Raw genomic sequence first — 19,521 nt, 5'->3', positions numbered from 1 at the left:
ATCGCGCACTGGGTCTTCGACCTGGAGCAGGGCTGTGATCGCCACCTCGCTGGGCGCTCGCTCGACTTCGCCGGTGGCACGCCGTCCACATCAACGCCGGTATGGCAGCCCTGGTCCTCTGCATCATCCTGGCAAGCGCCGCGGCTGGCCGCGTGAGGCCATGCGCCCGCACAACCTGACCATGGTCATGCTCGGTGCCGGTCTGCTCTGGTTCGGCTGGTTCGGCTTCAACGCCGGTTCCTCCGGTGCTGTGCCACTGGGCCGCCGCCTACGCCTTCACCAACACCATCGCCGCCACCGCCGCCGCCATCCTCGGCTGGCTGCTGATCGAGAAGATCCGCTACGGCAAGGCCACCTCGCTCGGCGCCGCCTCCGGCATCGTCGCGGGTCTGGTCGCGATCACCCGGCCTGTGCCTCGGTCTCCCCGCTCGGTGCGCTCGCCATCGGTGTCCTCGCGGGCGCGCTGTCGGCCTACGCGGTCGGCTGGAAGTACAAGCTCGGCTACGACGACTCGTTCGACGTCGTCGGCGTCCACCTCGTCGCCGGCCTCTGGGGCACCCTGGCCATCGGCTTCTTCGCCACCGACATCGCCCCCGACGAGACCAACGGCCTGTTCTACGGCGGTGGCGTCGACCAGCTCTGGCGCCAGGCCGTGGCCGCGCTCGCCACGCTGATCTACTGCGGCATCGTGACCGCGATCATCGCGCTCATCGTCAAGGCCACCCTCGGCCTGCGCGTCGAGGACGAGGCCGAGCAGGCCGGCATCGACGAGGCGGAGCACGCCGAGACCGGCTACGAGTTCTCCGGCCTGCGCGGCGGCAGCGGCATCGGCTCCTCGCCGAAGCCCGCCACCGAGGCGAAGGCCACCCCCGCCGCGAAGCAGGAGGTCTGATCCGTGAAGCTCGTGACCGCCATCGTCAAGCCGTTCGTCCTCGAGGACGTCAAGGGCGCCCTGGAGCAGATCGGCGTGCTCGGTCTGACCATCAGCGAGGTCCAGGGCTACGGCCGCCAGAAGGGCCACACCGAGGTCTACCGGGGCGCTGAGTACTCGGTCGACTTCGTGCCGAAGGTCCGCGTCGAGGTCGTGGTCGACGACACGCTGCAGGACAAGGTCGTCGACGCGGTCGTCGAGGCCGCCCGCACCGGCAAGATCGGTGACGGCAAGGTCTGGGTGACCCCGGTCGAGACCGTGGTCCGCGTCCGCACCGGGGAACGCGGCGCCGACGCCATCTGATCGACGAATTCCTCGCGACGGCCCGTCGCGCTCCCTTCCCGGAGTGCGGCGGGCCGTCCGCCGTCCAGGCTCGAAACGGACATCACGACATGTATGCGGTCGACTACTCGAACGAACAGGAAGCGGGTGGCGCAGGGCGATGACGGTCCTGGGGTCGGGCGAAGCGGCGGACCTGGTCAAGGCGAAAGCGGTCCTCCTGGAATCCAACGGCCGGCACCACCACGGCCCGGAGGCGTTACGGGCCGCGCTGGTCGACCTGCACGACTTCTGGCTCTCCTCCCGATGCGCCGCACTCGGGGTCGGCGGTGAGGGGAGCGGGACGGCGCTGGCGGCCGTCGGCGCGCTCGGCCGGCGCGAGCTCTGCCCGTGGTCCGACCTCGACCTCGTGCTCCTGCGCGACGGCCGGACCGACGTCGACACGCTCGCCGAGAAGCTCTGGTACCCGCTCTGGGACGCCGGGATCGGTCTCGACCACTCGGTGCGCACGCCCGGCCAGGCCGTCCAGGTCGCGGCGACCGACCTGCGGGCGGCCTTCGGGCTGCTGGAGCTGCGGCACGTCGCCGGGGACGCTGCGCTCACCGGCAAGGTCCGCGACGCCGTCCGCACGGCCTGGCGGGCCGGGATGCGCAGTCGCTTCGACGAGATCGTCGACACCACCACCGACCGCTGGCAGCGCAACGGCGACGTCGCCCACCGCGTCGAGCCGGACCTGAAGAACGGCCACGGCGGCCTGCGGGACGTGCAGCTGCTCGATGCCCTGGCCACCGCCCAGCTCGTCGACCGGCCGGGGGCCGACGTCGTCGCCGCCCGGTCGCTGCTGCTGGACGTGCGCACCGAGCTGCACCGGCTGTCCGGGCGGGCCCGCGACGTCCTGCGGGCCCAGGAGGCCGACGAGATCGCCGCGACCCTCGACGTCGGTGACCGTTTCGACCTGGCCCGTGCCCTGTCCGGGGCGGCCCGCGCGGTCGCCTTCGCGACCGAGGTCGGGCTGCGCCAGGCCCGCAACGCGTTGCCCCGCCGGGGACTCGCCGCGCTCCGCCGCGCGCCGGTGCGCCGGCCGCTGGACTCCGGCGTCGTCGAGCACGCGGGGGAGGTCGGGCTCGCCCGCGACGCGTCGGCGACGAAGGACCCGGCCCTGGTCCTGCGGGTCGCCGCCACCGCCGCCCGCACCGGGCTGCCGATCTCGGCGGGCACCCTGTCCCGGCTCGCCGACACCGCCCCCGAGCTGCGCGCGCCGTGGCCGCGGACCGCGCTGGCCGAGCTGCTCGCCCTGCTCGGGACCGGCAAGGCGGCCGTCGCGGTGATCGAGTCGCTGGACCGCACCGGGCTGTGGGGACGGCTGTTCCCCGAGTGGGGCGCGGTCCGTGACCTGCCGCCGCGGGACCGCACGCACGTCTGGACCGTCGACCGTCACCTCGTCGAGGTCTGCGCCGAGGCCGCCCGGCTCACCACCCGGGTGGCGCGTCCGGACCTGTTGCTGGTCGGGGCGCTCCTGCACGACATCGGCAAGGGCCGCGGCGGCGACCACTCGGTGGTGGGGGAGTCGCTGGTCGGTCAGATCGGTGAGCGGCTCGGTCTGCGCGAGGGTGACCTCGTGCTGCTGGCGGCGATGGTGCGCCACCACCTGCTGCTGCCGCACACCGCGACCCGTCGCGACCCGGAGGACCCGGCGACGGTGTCGCGGGTGCTGGACACGCTGCGCGAGGCGGTCGCCCCCGGCGGCCGGGGCGACGCCGACGTGGCGCTGCTCGTCGAGCTGCTCGACGCCCTGGCCGAGGCCGACTCGCTGGGCACCGGGCCCGGCGTCTGGACCCCGTGGCGGCGGACCCTGATCCACGGGCTGGCCGGGCGCTGCCTGTCCGCGCTCGACGGCCGTCCGTTCGTCGAGCCCGGTCCGCCGGATCCGGCCCACCACGAGATGGTCGAGGCCGTGGCGGAGGGGGGACCGCAGGTCCGCTTCACCGGCGACGGCGACGTCTCCTCGGGCGCCGTCGCGCTGCCCGACGGGCGGGGGGTGCTCTCGGCCGTCGCCGGGGTGCTCGCCCTGCACTCGCTGCAGGTGCACACCGCCGACGTGACGGTGTCCGACGGGGTGACGGTCGAGACGTTCGCGGTGACCCCGCGGTTCGGCGGTCTGCCCGATCCGGCGCTGGTCCGCTCGGACCTGACGCGGGTGCGTGCCGGAACCCTGGACCTGGCGCAGGCGCTGGCGCGCAAGGAGCGCGACTACGCGCCGTCGACGCCGGAGGTGGAACGGACCGCCCCGCCCCGGGTGCTGTGGTTCGACGACGAGGCCACCGGGGCGGTCGTGCTGGAGCTGCGCGGCACCGACCGCATCGGGCTGCTCCACCACGTCACCGCCGCGCTCGAACGGGCCGGGGTGGACCTCGTCTGGGCCCGGGTCGAGACGCTCGGCGCCTCGGTCGTCGACTCCTTCGGCATCGGCGGGTCCCCGGACGGGGCGGCCCGCGCCGCCATCGAGTCCGCGGTCCTCACGGTCGCCGCCGGGCAGGGCGAGGCCCACACGGGCACGTGACGCAGCACGGTGCGGCGCGGCGCGGTGTGAACGGAACGATTCGGGCGACCGGACCGTTTCACCACACATGACCACCGCCCGTGCCGTGCCGACCGGCGCCGTCCCGCCGAACCGCGACACCGAGCACCGCCCCGCCGACCCCGGTCCGCCCGGCGGCCCCGGCGCGGCGCCGCGCGTCGGCCCGGTGGCCGGCACCCCGTCCGGCGACGATCCGGCGGCGCCGCTGGTCGTCGTACTGCCGGGGCGGTCGCTGCTGCTGGTCGCGGGCCTGCCGGGAGCGGGGAAGTCCACCCTGCTCGCCGGGCTCGACGCGCCGGCGGACACCCGGGTCCTCGACTCGGGGGCCACCCGGGCCACGCTGGCGCGGCTGCTCCCGGCCGCGCCGCCGTATCCGGCGTACCGGTGGCTGACCCACCTGGCCCACCGCGCGTCGGTGGTCACGGCGGTGCTCGGGCCCGCGGGCACCGTCGTCGTCCACCTGCCCGCGACCTCGCCGCGGGTACGGGCCGCAGTGCGGGCACTGGCCAGGCTCGGCCGCCGCGCGCCGCACCTGCTGTGGCTCGACACCACCCCCGACCAGGCACTCGACGGCCAGCACGCCCGGGGACGGGTGGTCCGCTCGCGCCCGTTCGCGACGCACGCGCGGCGCGCCCGCGACACCGTCGACGCCCTGCGGGCGGGCACCGAGACCGGCTGGTCCTCGGTCCGCCGCACCGATCGCTCCGGTGCCCGTGGGGGACTGGCACTGGCCAAGTAGGCTGGTAAGGGTGTTCGACTCCCTCTCCGAGCGGCTCGGATCCACGCTGCGCGACCTGCGCGGCAAGGGCCGGCTCTCCGACGCCGACATCGACGCCACCGCGCGCGAGATCCGGATCGCGCTGCTGGAGGCGGACGTCGCCCTGCCGGTGGTCCGCGGTTTCATCGCGCGGATCAAGGAGCGGGCCAAGGGGACGGAGGTCTCCCAGGCCCTGAACCCGGCCCAGCAGGTCGTCAAGATCGTCAACGAGGAGCTCGTCGCGATCCTCGGCGGCGAGACGCGGCGGCTGAACCTGGCCAAGGAACCGCCGACGGTCATCATGCTGGCCGGTCTGCAGGGCGCCGGGAAGACGACCCTGGCCGGCAAGCTCGCCCGCTGGCTCCGGGGCCAGGGCCACACCCCGCTGCTCGTGGCGTGCGACCTGCAGCGCCCCAACGCGGTGAACCAGCTGCAGATCGTCGGTGAGCGCGCCGGCGTGCCGACCTACGCACCGCACCCCGGTGCCACCGGGTCCGGTGAGCTCCCCGAGGGCCCCGGCGACCCGGTCGGCGTCGCCCGCGACGGCATCGCGCACGCCCGTGAGAAGCAGTACGACGTGGTCATCGTCGACACGGCGGGCCGCCTCGGTGTCGACGAGGAGCTGATGCGCCAGGCCTCCGACATCCGGGACGCGGTGCAGCCCGACGAGGTCCTGTTCGTCGTCGACGCGATGATCGGTCAGGACGCCGTGGCCACGGCCGAGGCGTTCCGCGACGGCGTCGGCTTCACCGGCGTCGTGCTGACCAAGCTCGACGGCGACGCCCGCGGTGGAGCCGCGCTGAGCGTCCGCGAGGTCACCGGCCAGCCGATCCTCTTCGCCTCCAACGGCGAGAAGCTCGAGGACTTCGACGTCTTCCACCCCGACCGGATGTCCTCGCGCATCCTCGGGATGGGCGACCTGCTCACCCTCATCGAGCAGGCCGAGCAGGTCTTCGACGCCGAGCAGTCCGCGGCCGCCGCGGCGAAGATCAGCTCCGGTGAGCTGACCCTGGAGGACTTCCTCCAGCAGATGCTGCAGCTGCGCAAGATGGGGCCGATCGGCAACATCCTGAACATGCTCCCGGGGATGAACTCCGGGCAGGCGAAGGCCGCGCTGGAGCAGGTCGACGACCGTCAGATCGACCGCCTGCAGGCCATCATCCGCGGCATGACCCCCGCCGAGCGGGCGGACCCCAAGATCATCAACGCGTCGCGCCGCCAGCGCATCGCGAACGGGTCCGGTGTCTCCGTCTCCGACGTGAACGACCTGGTCAACCGCTTCTTCGAGGCCCGCAAGATGATGAAGCAGATGGCCGGCCAGTTCGGCTTCGGCGGTGGCGGGCGCAGCGCGACCAAGAAGGTCCCGAAGAACCCGCGCAAGGCCCGGCAGGCGAAGAAGGGCCGGCGCAGCGGCAACCCCGCGAACCGCGCCGCCGCCGGCGCGCCGGACCTGTCGAACCTGCCGCCGAGCCTCCAGCAGCTCCCGCCCGGGCTGGGCAACCTCGACCAGCTGCCGCCCGGGTTCGACCCGTCGAAGCTGAACTTCGGCAAGAAGAAGTAGCTAGGGTCGCTACCCATGACCGATCTCCCGGCCGTGGGGTGGCGGCTCCGCGGGACGCTGCTGGGCCCCGACGGTGCCGCGGGCGCCGACCTGTACGTCGACGGCACCGGGCGGATCAGCCCGGAGCCGCTGCCCGGTGCCCAGGACCTGGTCACCGACGGCTGGATCGTCCCCGGTCTGGTCGACGCGCACTGCCACGTCGGGCTCGGCCCGAACGGCCCGGTCACCGACCTGGAGGAGTGCGCGGCCCAGGCGCGCACCGACCGCGACGCGGGCACCCTGCTGCTGCGCGACTGCGGGTCCCCGGTCGACACCTCGCCGCTGCAGGCCCGCGACGACCTGCCCGAGATCATCCGCGCCGGGCGGCACGTCGCCCGACCCAAGCGCTACATCCCCGGCCTCGCCGCCGAGCTCGACGACCCGCGCCTGCTGGTCGACGAGGTCCGGACCCAGGCGGCCCGCGGCGACGGCTGGGTGAAGCTCGTGGGGGACTGGATCGACCGTTCGGCGGGCCCCGACGCCGCCGACCTCGCCCCGCTCTGGCCGGACGAGGTACTGGCCGAGGCGATCACCGCGGCCCACGAGGCCGGCGCCCGTGTCACCGCGCACGTCTTCGGTACCGCGGCGCTGCCCGGGCTGATCCGGGCCGGGATCGACTGCATCGAGCACGGCACCGGGCTCTCCGACGAGCTCATCGACGAGATGGCCGCCCGCGGCACCGCCCTGGTGCCGACGCTGATCAACGTCGAGACCTTCCCCGGCATCGCCGAGAAGGCGACGAAGTATCCCCGCTACGCCGGCCACATGCGTGACCTGCACGCCCACGCCTGGGAGACGGTCGGGCGCGCGATCGAGGCCGGGGTCCCGGTCTACGCGGGCACCGACGCCGGCGGCGGCATCCGGCACGGCCGGATCGCCGACGAGATCGCCGAGCTCGCCCGCGCCGGGCATCCGGACCCGATCGGGGCGGCGAGCTGGGCGGCGCGGTCCTGGCTGGGGCGCCCGGCCGGTCCGACGCCCGGTGCGCCGGCCGACCTGGTCGTGTACGACCGTGACCCGCGGGGGGATCTCGGCGTGCTGCGGGCCCCGTCGGTGGTCCTGATCCGCGGACGTCGGGTATCAACGGGGGCATGAGCAGTTCGCTCGGTTCGCCGCGGGGATCACGCGGAGCCTCCGCCGACGACCCGGACGGCTCCAGCCCGTCCGGGGCCGCGGCACCGTCGCCCGCCGGATCGTCGCCCGCCGGACCGTCGTCGCCCGCCGGACCGTCGTCGCCCGCCGGACCGCCGCCCACCGGGTGGCCGGGCGGGCCCGGTCCGAACGGCGCAGGCGGGCCCGGACCGTACGGCCCGGGTGGGTCGACGCCGTACGGACCGGGTGGCCCGGCGCCCTGGGGGCCGGGTGGACCCGGGCAGCTCGGCCCGGGTGCGCCGTACGGTCCGCCGCCGCGGCGCGGGCTGTTCGGGATCGAGCCGTCCCCGCCCCCACCTCGCCCGTTCCGCGGGCTGCTCGCGTTCCTCGTGGTCGAGATCGTGTTCCTCGGCTCGTCGTTCCTGCTGGCCGTGGGTCTGGGGGAGGTCGACTCGGCACAGGAGGTCCTGCTCGCGATCGTCGTCCCGACGATCCTGGCCGCGCTCACCTGCGTCGTCTGGACCCGGGTGTTCGGCAGCGGCCCCGTCGCCGACCTGGGCCTGCAGTTCCGCTGGGAGGACGTCGGCATCGGGCTGCTGATCGGCGTCGCCGGGCTGTTCGTGACGATCCCCGCCGCGCTGGCCTACCTCTACCTGGTCGGCCCGGACCTCACGACCTCGGTCGGCGTCGCCTTCGAGGGCATCCGCACGACGTGGCCGGTCGCGCTGGCCGTGATGGTCGGCGTCGTCGTGATCGCGCCGGTCTGCGAGGAGATCGTCTACCGCGGCCTGCTGTGGAACGCCGTCGCCCACTGGATCGGCAACCGCTGGGTCGTGTTCGTGCTGACCACGGCGGTGTTCGCCCTGGCCCACCTGGAGTTCCTGCGTGCGCCGCTGCTGTTCGTCGTCGCGCTGCCGTTGGGGATCGCACGGCTGCTGACCGGCCGCGTCACCGCCGGGATCGTGGCGCACGCGGTCAACAACTTCCTGCCAGGGCTGGCCCTGGCCCTCATGCTGGTCGGGGCCTTTCCCGCGGTCTGAACGACGTCTGGCAGAATGGCCGATCGGGTCCGTGGCCGGCCCTCTACCTGCCACGGCCGACACCTACGAGTGAGCGAGCCCGTAACCCCACGCGAGGCAGGCTGACTCATCGCAGCACGAATCGACATTCGCGAGGAGCACCACAGCGTGGCCGTCAAGATCAAGCTGATGCGTCTGGGCAAGATCCGTCAGCCGTACTACCGCGTCGTCGTCGCGGACTCCCGTACGCGCCGCAACGGCCGGGCCATCGAGACGATCGGCAAGTACCACCCGAAGAACGAGCCGAGCCTGATCGAGATCGACTCGGACCGTGCGCAGTACTGGCTGGGCGTCGGCGCGCAGCCGACCGAGTCGGTGCAGAACCTGCTCGAGATCACCGGCGACTGGCAGAAGTTCAAGGGCCTGCCGGGCACCGAGGGCACCCTGAAGCCGCAGGCCGAGAAGGTCGACAAGCTGGCCCGCTTCAACGAGGCGCTGGCTGCGGCGAACGAGGAGCCGACCACCGCGGCCACCACCCCGAAGAAGAAGGGTGGCGACCGCGCCGGCAAGACCGCTGACGCCGCCCCGGCCGAGGCCGCGACGAAGAGCGACGACGTCGCCGACGCGACCAAGGACGCGGCCGCGCCGGCCACCGAGTCGACCCAGTCGTGACTCTCATGGCGGACGCGCTCGAGCACCTCGTGCGCGGCATCGTCGACCACCCCGACGACGTCCGGGTGGACCTGGTCACCGGGCGTCGCGGTCGGATCCTCGAGGTCCGGGTGCACCCCGACGACCTCGGGAAGGTGATCGGCCGGGGTGGCCGCACCGCCACCGCCCTGCGCAACGTCATCGGTGGTGTGGGCGGTCGCGGCGTGCGCGTCGACGTCGTCGACACCGACCGGTGACGAGTTCCGCACCCGACGACGCCGGCCAGGTCCTGGTCGGCGTCGTCGTGCGTATACACGGTCTGCGGGGTGAGGTCGTGGTCGAGCCCCGCACCGACGACCCGCGCACGCGTTTCGCGCCCGGTGCCGTCCTGCAGGGCCACCGGACCCGCGGCGCGGGTCCCGGGCCGCTCACCGTCACCGGTGCGCGTGCCCACTCGGGTCGCTGGCTCGTGCTCTTCGAGGGCGTCGCCGACCGCGACGCCGCCGAGGCCCTGCGCGGGGTCCAGCTCAGGCTGCCGACCTCCGCGCTCGCCGAGCCGGAGGACCCGGAGGAGTTCCACGTCCACCAGCTGACCGGCCTGCGGGCCGAGCTGGCGGACGGGACCACGGCGGGCACCGTCTCCGACGTCGTGCACGGGCCCGGCGGGTCCCTGCTGGTCGTCACCCGGCCCGCCGGACACGAGGCGCTCGTCCCGTTCGTCGAGGCGATCGTGCCCACCGTCGACCTGGCGGGGGGACGCGTGGTCCTCGACCCGCCCGACGGGCTGCTCGACCCCCAGGACTGATCGCGGCCGGCACCCTCTCGTGGTGCCGGGCCGTTCTCGCGGCGCCGGTGTCAACCAAGGTTGACAGCGAGTGCTTTGTCAACCTACATTGACACCATGAGCGATGCGACGGCGGTGGCCGCGGCGGCGTCCAGCACGGACCCGGCCGTGGGGCTGCGGGCGGTGGTGGCCCTGCGCGAGCTGCAGGAGTCCCTGGAGGAGTTGCAGGTCACCAACGCCCGCGACCAGGGATGGTCCTGGCAGCAGATCGCCGACGCGCTGCGGATCAGCCGGCAGGCGGTGCACAAGAAGTACCGCCGGCTCGGCCTCTAGAGGGGAGACGCACATGTTCGAACGGTTCACCGACGAGGCCCGCAGGGTCGTCGTCCTGGCCCAGGAGATCGCGCGGACGAGGCACGCGGGGCGGATCGGGCCGGAGCACCTGCTGCTCGGGGTCCTGCGTTGCCCCGGTACGCCGGGGGAGGAGATCCTCTCCGCGGCCGGCGTCGACGCCCGCACCGTCACCGAGGAACTCGACCGGGTGGACGGCCCGCCCGCCCGCGACGCCGACGCCCTCGCCACCCTGGGCATCGACCTCGACGCCGTCCGGAACGCGGTCGAGGCGGGCTTCGGCCCCGGCGCGCTCGACCGACCGCGGCGCGAGCGGTGGCGGGCCGGGCACATCCCGTTCGAGAAGTCGTCGAAGAAGGCGCTCGAGCTGGCGCTGCGCGAGGCGGTCCGGCTGGGCGACCGGTTCATCGGGACCGAGCACGTCCTGCTCGGGCTGCTGCACCCGGACACCGCGGCCTCACAGGTGCTCGACCGGTGCGGGGTGACGCTGTACGGCACCCGGGAAACCGTGGAACGGCGGCGGCCCCGCCGGGCCGGCTGAGCCACCTGGCCGAGTCCCGCGCCCGGGCTTCCGCGCTCGAGTCGTCGCCGCTCAGTCGTCGGCGCGGTCCGGGTCGTCCGGGTCCTCCGTCGGGTCCACCCGGGTCTGGGCCGAGCGCACCCCGTCGGTCTCCGACAGCGCCGCGGCCAGCCCGTTCAGGTCGCCCCGGCCGTCGAGCCGCACCTGACTTCGGTCACTTGTCTTAGTGCTTCGCCGCGGGCTGACGGAGCGCGTCGAGGAGGGCCTGTTTGTCGGCGGGGACGGCGGGCGGGAAGGTCTGCTGGGTGCCGTTGATGGCGATGGTGGCCGAGCGCAGTGGTCGGAGCTGGCGGACGACGTTGCGGATGGTGAGCCCGGTGCGGTTCTGGATCTCGCGGGCGACTGCGAGGGCGGTGAACACGATGGTCAGGTGCGCTTCGATGGACTGGCGTTGGTGGTGGAACATCGGGCGGGCGCGTAGGTCGGTTTTGCTCATCCGGAAGGACTGCTCGACGTGCCAGAGGTCGTGGTAGTCGCCGATGATCTCCCCGGCCGCTGCGCCGCCGGCCGGGATGTTGGTCACGTAGCCCTTCAACCCGACCAACCGGTATGCCCGAGCCAAGGAGGCCTCGTCCAGGGCGCGGGAGCCGTTGGTGACCTTGACGAACCGCGGTGTGCGCGCGGGCTTCTCGCCGGCGATGACCTCGCGGGCCCGGTTCTCCTGCAGGGTCAACGTGCGCCGGTCCCGGACGGCCCGCTTCGTGGAGTAGGCCCAGACCGCCCGCCAGGATCCCGGATGCTGGTTGGGGTTCCAGACGGGCTCGGCCTTGACCTTCGGGCTGTTCTCGCTGCGCCCGGTGCGGCGGTCGCGTGGTGTGAGGGTGTCGATGATCTGCCCGTCGACGAAGGCGTCGCCGTGCCAGTGGAAGTGCGACTCCAGGTCAACCGGGGCCTTGGTGAGTCGGGAGCCGACGATGAACCGCAGGCCGGCCTCGTCGAGGTCGCGCAGGTTCGCGGCCGAGAGCATCCCTGCGTCGGCGACCACGACCATCCCGCCCGGCTCGACCGGCAGCTGGTGTCGGGCCCGGAAGGCCTCGATGATCGGCAGGATCGTCGCGGTCTCGGTCTTGTTGCCCTCGAAACAGCCGATCTCGAGGGGGAACCCTGCGCGATCGACCAGCAGCCCGACGACGACCTGCGGGTCGACCCGGCGTTCCTTGGAGAACCCGACCTTGCGCAGGTCGTCCTCCTTCTCCGCCTCGAAGTAGAGGGTGGTGACGTCGTAGAGACACAACGACACATCCCCACTGCCACGGGCGTGGGTGAAGCAGGCCCTCGCGATCTCGTCGCGGTAGCTGCGCCCGGTGCAGCGCAGCAGGGTGCGGCGCATCGTCTTTTCGCTCGCCGCGGTGACGCCCAGACCGGCCAGCACCCGACCGGTGTCCAGGATGGACGTGGGCTCGACGATCCGGGCGATCACCAGGTCGCGGAACGTGTCATCAGCGACCTCTGCGAACCCGAGGCCCGCGTAGACCTCGGCGAGGATGTCGAACAGCACCCGCGACCCGGTCGTGATCACCTGCGGCGCACCCACCCGCCGGGTTGTGGTGCTCGGGGCGCGCCGCGGCATCTGGCCGAACAGCCCCTCCTGCGTGGCACCGCCGGCCGCGGTGGGCGCGATCAGCTCGGCCCGCCGGGTGACGGCGCGACGCCCAGATCCAGGGCCTGCTGTGCAGCGTCGTCGATCAGCCCACGGGCCTGCTCGACCAGCAGGCCCAGCTCGGCCTCGGTGTGCGCTGACCCGACATGGGCCACGATCCGTCGATGGCCCTGCACGGACTCGGCGATCTGGACCGCGGTCGCCCCGGAGGCCGTCCGTACCCGCCTCACCCACGCCACCTGACCGAGCGTAGAGCACCGAATTAGTGCCTCACACCGCTCCCGCGCAAACACATCACCGCAGCTCAGCGCAGTACAAGCTGCGAAACCAGGCTCGGGTGACCAAAGTCAGGTCCGACAGCGCCGCGGCCAGCCCGTTCAGGTCGCCCCGGCCGTCGAGCCGCAGGGTGAGCGCGGCGACCCGGCCGCCGTCGTCGGTGTAGGAGCCGCGGTGCACCGACACCCCGGCGACCGAGAAGCCGGCCGCGGTGCAGCGCTCCAGGACCCGGCGGAGCACGCCGTGGCCGTCGTCGTAGCGGATCCGCAGCACCGGCGGGCGACGACGGTGCCGCCGCACCACCCGCGCCACCGGCTGCAGACCGCGGGTGACCAGGAAGTGCGCCGCCGTCGCCAGGACGGCCAGCGGGGCCAGGCCCGCGCCGCACGCCGTCCCGACCGCGGCGGCCAGCCAGATCGTGGCCGCGGTGGTGAGCCCGCGCACCACGTCCTGCCGGACGAAGATCAGCCCGGCGCCGATGAACCCGATCCCGGACACGATCTGCGCCGCGATCCGGGACGGGTCCAGCGCGACGTGCTCGGTCGTGAGCAGATCGGCGAAGCCGTACTTCGAGATGACCATGAACACCGCCGCGCCGGCGCCGACCAGCACGTGCGTGCGCAGTCCGGCGCTCTTCGCCCCGGCCTCGCGTTCCAGACCGATCGCCGTCGTCAGCAGCAGGGCGAGCAGCACCGGCGGCAGCAGGCTCCACTGCGCCGCCGTCGACCAGAGCGGCTCGGTCCAGGATTCCGACATGCGCGACCTCCTTCGGGGCGGGGGGACGGGCGCCTGCGACGATCCGCGCCGTGCGGATCGACGTCGTGACCATCTTCCCGTCCTACCTGCAACCGTTGCGCGAGGCACTGCTGGGGCGGGCGATCGACCGCGGGCTGCTGGACGTCGCCGTGCACGACCTGCGGGACTGGACCCACGACGTGCACCAGGCCGTCGACGACTCCCCGTACGGCGGCGGGCCGGGCATGGTCATGCGCCCCCAGGTGTGGGGCGAGGCCCTCGACGACGTGCTGGCCACCCCGGACCTGCCCGCCCGGCTGGTCGTCCCCACCCCGGCCGGGCGGCCGTTCACCCAGGCCACCGCGCACGCCTGGGCCGCCGAGGAGCGGCTGGTGTTCGCCTGCGGCCGCTACGAGGGCATCGACGAGCGTGTGCTGCTCGACGCCCGGGCCCGCGGCATCACCGTCGACGAGGTCTCGATCGGGGACTACGTGCTCGTCGGCGGGGAGGTCGCGGTGTTGGTGATGGTCGAGGCCGTCGCCCGGCTGCTGCCCGGTGTGCTGGGCAACCCGCGCTCGGCCGCCGAGGACTCCTTCTCCGACGGGTTGCTCGAAGGCCCGTCCTACACCCGTCCCGAGGTGTGGCGGGGGCTGGCCGTGCCGGAGGTGCTCCGCGGCGGGAACCACGCCGCGATCGCCCGCTGGCGCCGCGACCGGGCCCTGGAACGGACCCGGGACCGGCGCCCCGACCTGCTCGACGCGCTCGGACCGGACGCCCTGGACGCCGCCGACCGCGCGGTGCTCGCCGCCGGGCGCCCCGACGACGACGCCGACGGCCCCACCGGCTGAGCGTTCCCGCCGGTCGCGTCCCCGGCCCGGCACCGCGGGGCCGGCCCAGGGCCGTGCGGGGGACCGTCCGGCCGTCGCCCGGCGGGCCCCCACCGGCGACCGGCGGTGCCCGGTGCGTCCGGTACGACCGGCCCCGCGGAGCCGTTCCCGGAGGCCCCGGACCACCGGGTGTCCGGGGCGATCTGCCCGTCTGGCACTATGGACGGGTTGCCAGCGCCGCGTGTGGCGCCCGGTGACGGTCACGTGTGCCCCCGGTCCCGCCGGTGGTGCCGGCCGTACCGAGCCCGCCACGTGAGGAGCGTCGTCGCCAGTACGGCACGACCGCCCCGTGGCCCGGGCGCGATCCCGGATCGACCCGGGACCGGCACCGCACGACCCGCACGAACGACACACGAGGACGGACCGTCGACATGAACACCCTGGACGCACTGGACGCGGAGACCCTGCGCTCCGACATCCCGAACTTCCGCCCCGGGGACACCCTCAAGGTGCACGTGAAGGTCATCGAGGGCAACCGCACCCGTACCCAGATCTTCCAGGGCGTCGTCATCCGTCGCCACGGCTCGGGTGCCCGCGAGACCTTCACCGTGCGCAAGATCTCGTTCGGCGTCGGCGTCGAGCGCACCTTCCCGGTGCACACGCCGAACATCGAGAAGATCGAGGTCGCCACCCGCGGTGACGTCCGCCGGGCGAAGCTGTACTACCTCCGCGACCTCCGCGGCAAGGCCGCGAAGATCAAGGAGCGCCGGGAGACCACCGCGTCCTGACCGTCACCCAGTCGTGACGGACCGGTGACGTAATCTCGAAGCGTGGCCTTCCCCGAGCTCCCCGACGACCGCCGGGCCCGCCCCCGGCGGTATCGCGGCAGCGATGTCCCCGAGCGCCCCGGTCGGCGGCGGGCCCCCGAGGACCCGCCGCAGACCGGTGGCGAACCGGGTGGTGACGAGCAGCAGTGGCTGCTCGGCACCGCGTTGCAGCACGGGGTGCCCGTCCGGGACGGCTCCGCGGACGGTGAGCCCGAGGGCGCACCGCGCGGGGTCCGTACCCGGCACACGGGCCCGGAGGACGGCGCCGACGGCGCAGGCCCCCGTGGACGTCGCTACCGCAACGGGTTCGACGAGCTCGCCGCCGGGCGCTCCGGTCGGCACGACGTCGACGCGGCCGCCCCGGCCACCGAGGGTCCGGACACGCTGCAGGCCCGCTACGCGGCCCGGCTGAACCGGCCCGACGGCCCCGAGGTCGGCGCCGCACCGAACGGCAGGTCGTGGCCACCTCCCGGCAGTCGCCCGGAGCACGCCCCGGACCCCCGGTACCCGGCATCGCCGGCCGGACGCCCCGAGGGCGCCGGCCGCCACGGCATCCGCCCGGCCCCCGACCAGCCCCTTTCCGACGGCGGGCACGGTCGTCGCGCCGCCGGGTACGACCCGAACAGCGCCGCCGGTCTCGACACGAGCCGTACTGCGGGGTTCGATCCGAACCGTGCCGCGGGGTTCGACCCGAGCCGTCCTGCCGGGTTCGAGCCGAACGCCGCCCCGCCCGTCCGCGGCCCCGGGGCACCTCGTCGCAACGGCCGGCCGGAGGGCCGTTCCCCCGAGGACCACGCGCCCGACGGGTACGGCCGCCCCGACCCGCGTGGTCGTGGGGCCGGTCGCCCGCCGCTGCGCGGCCCGTCCGGCGAGTACACCAACGGCGCCCACCCGGACCAGCGCCCCGACGGAGCCGCCCCCGGTCAGCCGGACGGCACCGGTGCGTTCGGCGGTCCCGAGCGGTCCGCTCCGCGCGCCGGCCGCCGCCCCGCCGGGCCGCTCGCCGACGGCGCCGTCCCGCCGTCGCGCCGTCCCGTCCCGCCGCCGGTCGACGGCGTCCCGACCACACGTCGCCCCGTCCCGCCGGACGCCGACGCGACCACGCGCCGCCGGGTGCCGACCGAGGCCGACCCGCGGCGTACCCGCGCTGCCGCGGCCCCGGCCGGTGACGACGTCGACCCCGGCGCCGACCCGGAGACCGCCGCCGTCCCGTACCCCGGCTCCGATGTGCCGCCGCGGCCCCCCCGACGCCGCCGTCCGGCGGCCGCGTCGCCGGAACCGCCCGAGGAGCCCGACGAGAACCCCGCCGAGATCCCTGCCGAGCCGGATGACGGGACGGACGAGCCGGAGCGCGCCACGGGTGGACGCGCCGCACGCCGCAACCGCCCCGTCGGCATCGGCGGCCGGATCGCCGCGCTCACCGGGCGCGGTTCCGCCGCGGCCGCCGCGGGCGAGGAGAAGCCCAAGACGGCGTTCTGGAAGGAGATCCTGCTGCTGGCCGGGGTCGCCATCCTGCTGACGGTCCTCATCCAGACCTTCCTCGCGAAGGTCTACGTCATCCCGTCGGGCTCGATGGAGACGACGCTGCACGGCTGCACCGGCTGCAACAACGACCGGGTGCTCGTCGACAAGGTCACCTACAACTTCACCGACATCAGTCCGGGCGACATCGTGGTCTTCCGCGGCACCGACGGCTGGGCCAGCGAGACCTACAGCGGCGAGGGCAGCGAGAACCCGCTGGTCAAGGGCATGCAGACGCTCGGCTCGCTGGTCGGGATCGCCCCGCCGGACGAGAAGGACTTCGTCAAGCGGGTCATCGCCGTGGGGGGCCAGACCGTCTCCTGCTGCGACGCGCTCAACCAGGTCGTCGTCGACGGGCAGCCTCTGACGGAGCCCTACATCTACTACCTGCCCGAGGCGGGGCCGGCCCGGCAGATCCCGTTCGGGCCGATCACCGTCCCCGAGGGCCAGTACTGGATGATGGGCGACTCGCGGAACAACTCCGCGGACTCCCGGGCGGCGGGGCACGGCCCCATCCCCGAGGCCAACATCATCGGCAAGGTCCGGCTGATCGTGCTGCCCTTCGACCGGTTCGGCTGGGTCAGTGCGGTCGACCCGCAGACCACGGCCGACGCGGCCGGGCTGCCGGGGCTGCCCGACGGTCTGCCGCTGGCACTGGGAATCATGGGGACACTGCCGCTCGCGGCCGGCCGCCGACGGGCCCTGCTCGCCCGCGCCGAGGCCGAGCGGTTCCTGCCCGCGACGCGCCCCCCGCACGGGTGGCGCCGGAGAACCTGACCGGGAGCACCGTGCCGGTTCCGCCCACTCGCGCCCGTCCCGCCGGACGGCCGCGTGCCCGCCGACGCCCCGTACGGGTCCTGCCCGACGGGCTGCGTCCGCCGCGTGCCGTCGTCCGCGACGGCGGCACCTGGACCCTGCAGACGGTCCTGCAACGCCACGGGCTCGGCCCGGTCGCCGGCGTCGACGAGGCCGGTCGCGGTGCCAGCGCCGGACCGCTGGTCGTCGCCGCGGCGGTGCTGCGGCCCGCGGACGCGAAGGCCCTCGACGGGCTGACCGACTCGAAGCTGCTGACCCCGGCCGCCCGTGACCACTGGTACGACCGCATCCGGGCCCGGGCGCTGGACCACGCCGTCGTCGTGATCCCGGCGGCGGAGGTCGACCGCCGCGGGGTGCACGTGGCCAACATCGAGGGCATGCGTCGCGCGGTGGCCGCGCTGACCACGGTCACGCCCGGCTACGTCCTGACCGACGGCTTCCCGGTCCGCGGCTTCGGCAGCCCGGCCCTCGCGGTGCCGAAGGGCGACCGGGTGGCGGCCTGCATCGCGGCGTCGTCGGTGCTGGCCAAGGTGACCCGGGACCGCATCATGACCGCACTCGACGCCGAGCACGACCGCTACGGCTTCGCCGTGCACAAGGGCTACAACACCCCGGACCACGAGGCCGCGCTGCGCGCACACGGGCCCTGTCCGGAGCACCGGTTCTCCTTCGCGAACGTCGCCGCGGTGGCCGGGCGCGAGGCCCCGGCGGGGCTGGTCCACAATGGGGCGCTCCCCGAGCAGGAACCCGACCCCGGAGACCCGGGGGACACGGTCGGGGCGTGGGAGCCGTTGGAGATCGTCACAGGAGGAGCGGGCCGGTGAGCGCCGAGGATCTCGAGAAGTACGAGACCGAGATGGAGCTCACGCTCTACAAGGAGTACCGCGACATCGTCGCCCAGTTCTCCTACGTCGTGGAGACGGAGCGCCGGTTCTACCTGGCCAACTCCGTCGACGTCGCCCCGCGCAACGCCGACGGCGAGGTCTACTTCGAGGTGCGCATGTCCGACGCGTGGGTGTGGGACATGTACCGCCCGGCGCGGTTCGTCAAGAACGTGCGGGTCGTGACGTTCAAGGACGTCAACATCGAGGAGCTCGACACCCCGGACCTGCGGCTCCCCGACGACGACCAGTTCCCGGGCTGAGCGGGTAGCAGACCCCACCGACGGTTCCGCCGTCCCGGCCGCGCGGCCGACGGTGCCCGTCCACAACCGTCGGATCCGTCCACAGCCGGCCGATCCACCCCCGCGACGGGCCCATCCGGCCCGATCGTGGACCCATGGCAGCGAAGGACGAGCTCGGGCGCCGCGGTGAGGACACCGCCGCCGAGTACCTCGAACGGGCACACGGGATGGTCGTGCTCAGCCGCAACTGGCGGTGCACGCACGGCGAGATCGACATCGTCGCGGTCGACCCGGAGCGACGGCTGGTCTTCTGCGAGGTCAAGACCCGTTCCGGTCTCCGCTACGGCGAACCCGCCGAGGCGGTGACCCCCGCAAGACACGCGGATCCGGATGCTGGCGAAGGCGTTCATGGCCGCCACGGGTCAGCTGGGTCGAGATCAGGTTCGACGTCGTGGCGGTCCTGATCCGACCCGGGCGGCCGGTCACCCTCACCCACTACCCGGCGGCGTTCTGATGCGGCCCCCGGCACGCATCTGGTCGGTCGCGCTGCACGGCGTCGACGGCGTCCCCGTCGAGATCGAGGCGGTCATCGGCGGGGGGATGCCCGGCGTGCACCTCGTCGGCCTGCCCGACGCCGCGCTCAACGAGTCCAAGGACCGGGTGCGGTCCGCGATCGTGCACTCCGGCCCGCACCTGGCCCCAACGAGCGGATCGTGCTCGCCCTCTCCACGGCGACACTGCGCAAGACCGGCAGCCGCGCTTCGACTATCCTCGCATGGCGCTCGGCGTCCTGGTCGCCGCGACGCCGGTGCCGCCCGACGGCTGCGCGGCACCGTGCTGCTCGGCGAGCTCGCTCTCGACGGCAGGCTGCGCCCGGTGCGCGCGTGCTGCCCTGCCTGCTCGCCGCGCGGGACGCCGGGATGATCCGCGCCGTCGTGCCCCGCGCCACGCTCGCCGAGGCCGCGCTGGTCGACGGCATCGAGGCGTTCGGCGCCGACAGCTCGGCGACGTCCTGGACTGGGCGGCGGGCAACCGGCTGCTGCACCGGCACGACGGCGGACCGAAGGAGGCCCGGCCGCCGTGGCCCCCGAGCTGGCCGACGTGCTCGGCCAGCACGACGCCCGGCGCGCCCTGGAGATCGCCCGCCGCGGGCGGGCACCACCTGCTGATGGTC

At 74.1% G+C, this 19,521-nt stretch carries 20 protein-coding genes and 2 pseudogenes; 19 read left to right on the top strand and 3 right to left on the bottom strand.

Going from position 1 to position 19,521, the window contains the following annotated elements; genetic code table 11:
• Positions 1-194 precede the first annotated feature (194 nt).
• The 12 genes and pseudogenes from KPL57_RS21355 (at position 195) to KPL57_RS21300 (ending at position 10,583) form a co-directional block, all read left to right on the top strand.
• A pseudogene (locus tag KPL57_RS21355) lies at positions 195-892 on the top strand (ammonium transporter).
• A 3-nt stretch (positions 893-895) separates the two neighbouring features.
• A complete protein-coding gene (locus KPL57_RS21350; RefSeq protein ID WP_020624117.1) occupies positions 896-1,234 on the top strand; it encodes a P-II family nitrogen regulator in 339 nt (112 codons plus the stop codon).
• Positions 1,235-1,373: 139 nt separating this feature from the next.
• Positions 1,374-3,770: a [protein-PII] uridylyltransferase gene (locus KPL57_RS21345; RefSeq protein WP_226352928.1), complete on the top strand. Its 2,397-nt coding sequence runs from the start codon at positions 1,374-1,376 to the stop codon at positions 3,768-3,770.
• A 67-nt stretch (positions 3,771-3,837) separates the two neighbouring features.
• On the top strand, positions 3,838-4,527 hold the full coding sequence (locus tag KPL57_RS21340; RefSeq protein WP_226352927.1) for an AAA family ATPase: 690 nt from the start codon (positions 3,838-3,840) through the stop codon (positions 4,525-4,527).
• Between the two features lie 10 nt (positions 4,528-4,537).
• Complete coding sequence (ffh, locus tag KPL57_RS21335) at positions 4,538-6,106, top strand: signal recognition particle protein (RefSeq protein ID WP_226352926.1); 1,569 nt, start codon at positions 4,538-4,540, stop codon at positions 6,104-6,106.
• A gap of 15 nt (positions 6,107-6,121) precedes the next feature.
• Positions 6,122-7,240 carry an amidohydrolase family protein gene (locus KPL57_RS21330; protein ID WP_226352925.1) on the top strand — a complete coding sequence of 373 codons (1,119 nt, stop codon included), beginning with the start codon at positions 6,122-6,124 and terminating at the stop codon, positions 7,238-7,240.
• Positions 7,237-8,277 carry a CPBP family intramembrane glutamic endopeptidase gene (locus KPL57_RS21325; protein WP_226352924.1) on the top strand — a complete coding sequence of 347 codons (1,041 nt, stop codon included), beginning with the start codon at positions 7,237-7,239 and terminating at the stop codon, positions 8,275-8,277. The genes KPL57_RS21330 and KPL57_RS21325 overlap by 4 nt, the downstream gene beginning before the upstream one ends.
• Positions 8,278-8,424: 147 nt before the next feature.
• Positions 8,425-8,928 carry a 30S ribosomal protein S16 gene (gene rpsP, locus KPL57_RS21320; RefSeq protein ID WP_020625230.1) on the top strand — a complete coding sequence of 168 codons (504 nt, stop codon included), beginning with the start codon at positions 8,425-8,427 and terminating at the stop codon, positions 8,926-8,928.
• Positions 8,929-8,933: 5 nt separating this feature from the next.
• Entirely contained in the window at positions 8,934-9,164 is a 231-nt protein-coding gene (locus tag KPL57_RS21315) for an RNA-binding protein (RefSeq protein ID WP_149663515.1), read from the top strand.
• Positions 9,161-9,712, top strand: a complete 552-nt coding sequence (rimM, locus tag KPL57_RS21310; RefSeq protein WP_226352923.1) for a ribosome maturation factor RimM — start codon at positions 9,161-9,163, stop codon at positions 9,710-9,712. The genes KPL57_RS21315 and rimM overlap by 4 nt, the downstream gene beginning before the upstream one ends.
• Before the next feature lie 96 nt (positions 9,713-9,808).
• Positions 9,809-10,024: a helix-turn-helix domain-containing protein gene (locus KPL57_RS21305; protein ID WP_020625233.1), complete on the top strand. Its 216-nt coding sequence runs from the start codon at positions 9,809-9,811 to the stop codon at positions 10,022-10,024.
• Positions 10,025-10,037: 13 nt separating this feature from the next.
• Positions 10,038-10,583: a Clp protease N-terminal domain-containing protein gene (locus tag KPL57_RS21300; RefSeq protein WP_226352922.1), complete on the top strand. Its 546-nt coding sequence runs from the start codon at positions 10,038-10,040 to the stop codon at positions 10,581-10,583.
• A 51-nt stretch (positions 10,584-10,634) separates the two neighbouring features.
• On the opposite strand, the gene KPL57_RS66970 is transcribed toward KPL57_RS21300, so the two are convergent.
• The 3 genes and pseudogenes from KPL57_RS66970 to KPL57_RS21290 all read right to left on the bottom strand — a co-directional run bounded on the left by KPL57_RS66970 (position 10,635) and on the right by KPL57_RS21290 (position 13,254).
• Positions 10,635-10,766, bottom strand: a complete 132-nt coding sequence (locus KPL57_RS66970; RefSeq protein ID WP_264198374.1) for a hypothetical protein — start codon at positions 10,764-10,766, stop codon at positions 10,635-10,637.
• Between the two features lie 19 nt (positions 10,767-10,785).
• Positions 10,786-12,461: pseudogene (locus tag KPL57_RS21295) on the bottom strand (IS1634 family transposase).
• Positions 12,462-12,516: 55 nt separating this feature from the next.
• Positions 12,517-13,254, bottom strand: a complete 738-nt coding sequence (locus tag KPL57_RS21290) for an MgtC/SapB family protein (RefSeq protein WP_226352921.1) — start codon at positions 13,252-13,254, stop codon at positions 12,517-12,519.
• A 50-nt stretch (positions 13,255-13,304) separates the two neighbouring features.
• On the opposite strand from KPL57_RS21290, the gene trmD reads away from it, so the two are divergent.
• The 7 genes from trmD (at position 13,305) to KPL57_RS21255 (ending at position 19,271) form a co-directional block, all read left to right on the top strand.
• On the top strand, positions 13,305-14,081 hold the full coding sequence (gene trmD / locus KPL57_RS21285) for a tRNA (guanosine(37)-N1)-methyltransferase TrmD (protein WP_020625236.1): 777 nt from the start codon (positions 13,305-13,307) through the stop codon (positions 14,079-14,081).
• 410 nt (positions 14,082-14,491) lie between these two features.
• Positions 14,492-14,848, top strand: a complete 357-nt coding sequence (gene rplS, locus KPL57_RS21280; protein ID WP_060714490.1) for a 50S ribosomal protein L19 — start codon at positions 14,492-14,494, stop codon at positions 14,846-14,848.
• A 42-nt stretch (positions 14,849-14,890) separates the two neighbouring features.
• On the top strand, positions 14,891-17,185 hold the full coding sequence (gene lepB / locus KPL57_RS21275) for a signal peptidase I (RefSeq protein ID WP_226352920.1): 2,295 nt from the start codon (positions 14,891-14,893) through the stop codon (positions 17,183-17,185).
• Positions 17,186-17,277: 92 nt separating this feature from the next.
• Positions 17,278-18,048 carry a ribonuclease HII gene (locus KPL57_RS21270; RefSeq protein WP_226352929.1) on the top strand — a complete coding sequence of 257 codons (771 nt, stop codon included), beginning with the start codon at positions 17,278-17,280 and terminating at the stop codon, positions 18,046-18,048.
• Positions 18,045-18,368, top strand: coding sequence for a DUF2469 domain-containing protein (locus KPL57_RS21265; protein ID WP_020627284.1), 324 nt, complete (start codon positions 18,045-18,047; stop codon positions 18,366-18,368). Before KPL57_RS21270 ends, KPL57_RS21265 begins: the two co-directional genes overlap by 4 nt.
• Positions 18,369-18,502: 134 nt before the next feature.
• A complete protein-coding gene (locus KPL57_RS21260) occupies positions 18,503-18,811 on the top strand; it encodes a YraN family protein (protein WP_226352919.1) in 309 nt (102 codons plus the stop codon).
• A gap of 49 nt (positions 18,812-18,860) precedes the next feature.
• On the top strand, positions 18,861-19,271 hold the full coding sequence (locus tag KPL57_RS21255) for a magnesium chelatase domain-containing protein (protein ID WP_226352918.1): 411 nt from the start codon (positions 18,861-18,863) through the stop codon (positions 19,269-19,271).
• Positions 19,272-19,521: the final 250 nt, after the last annotated feature.

The sequence above is a fragment of the Pseudonocardia sp. ICBG601 genome, from assembly GCF_020496245.1.
The sequence above is the reverse complement of the archived record's forward strand: the minus strand, read 5'-3'. Positions and strand labels throughout refer to the sequence as shown.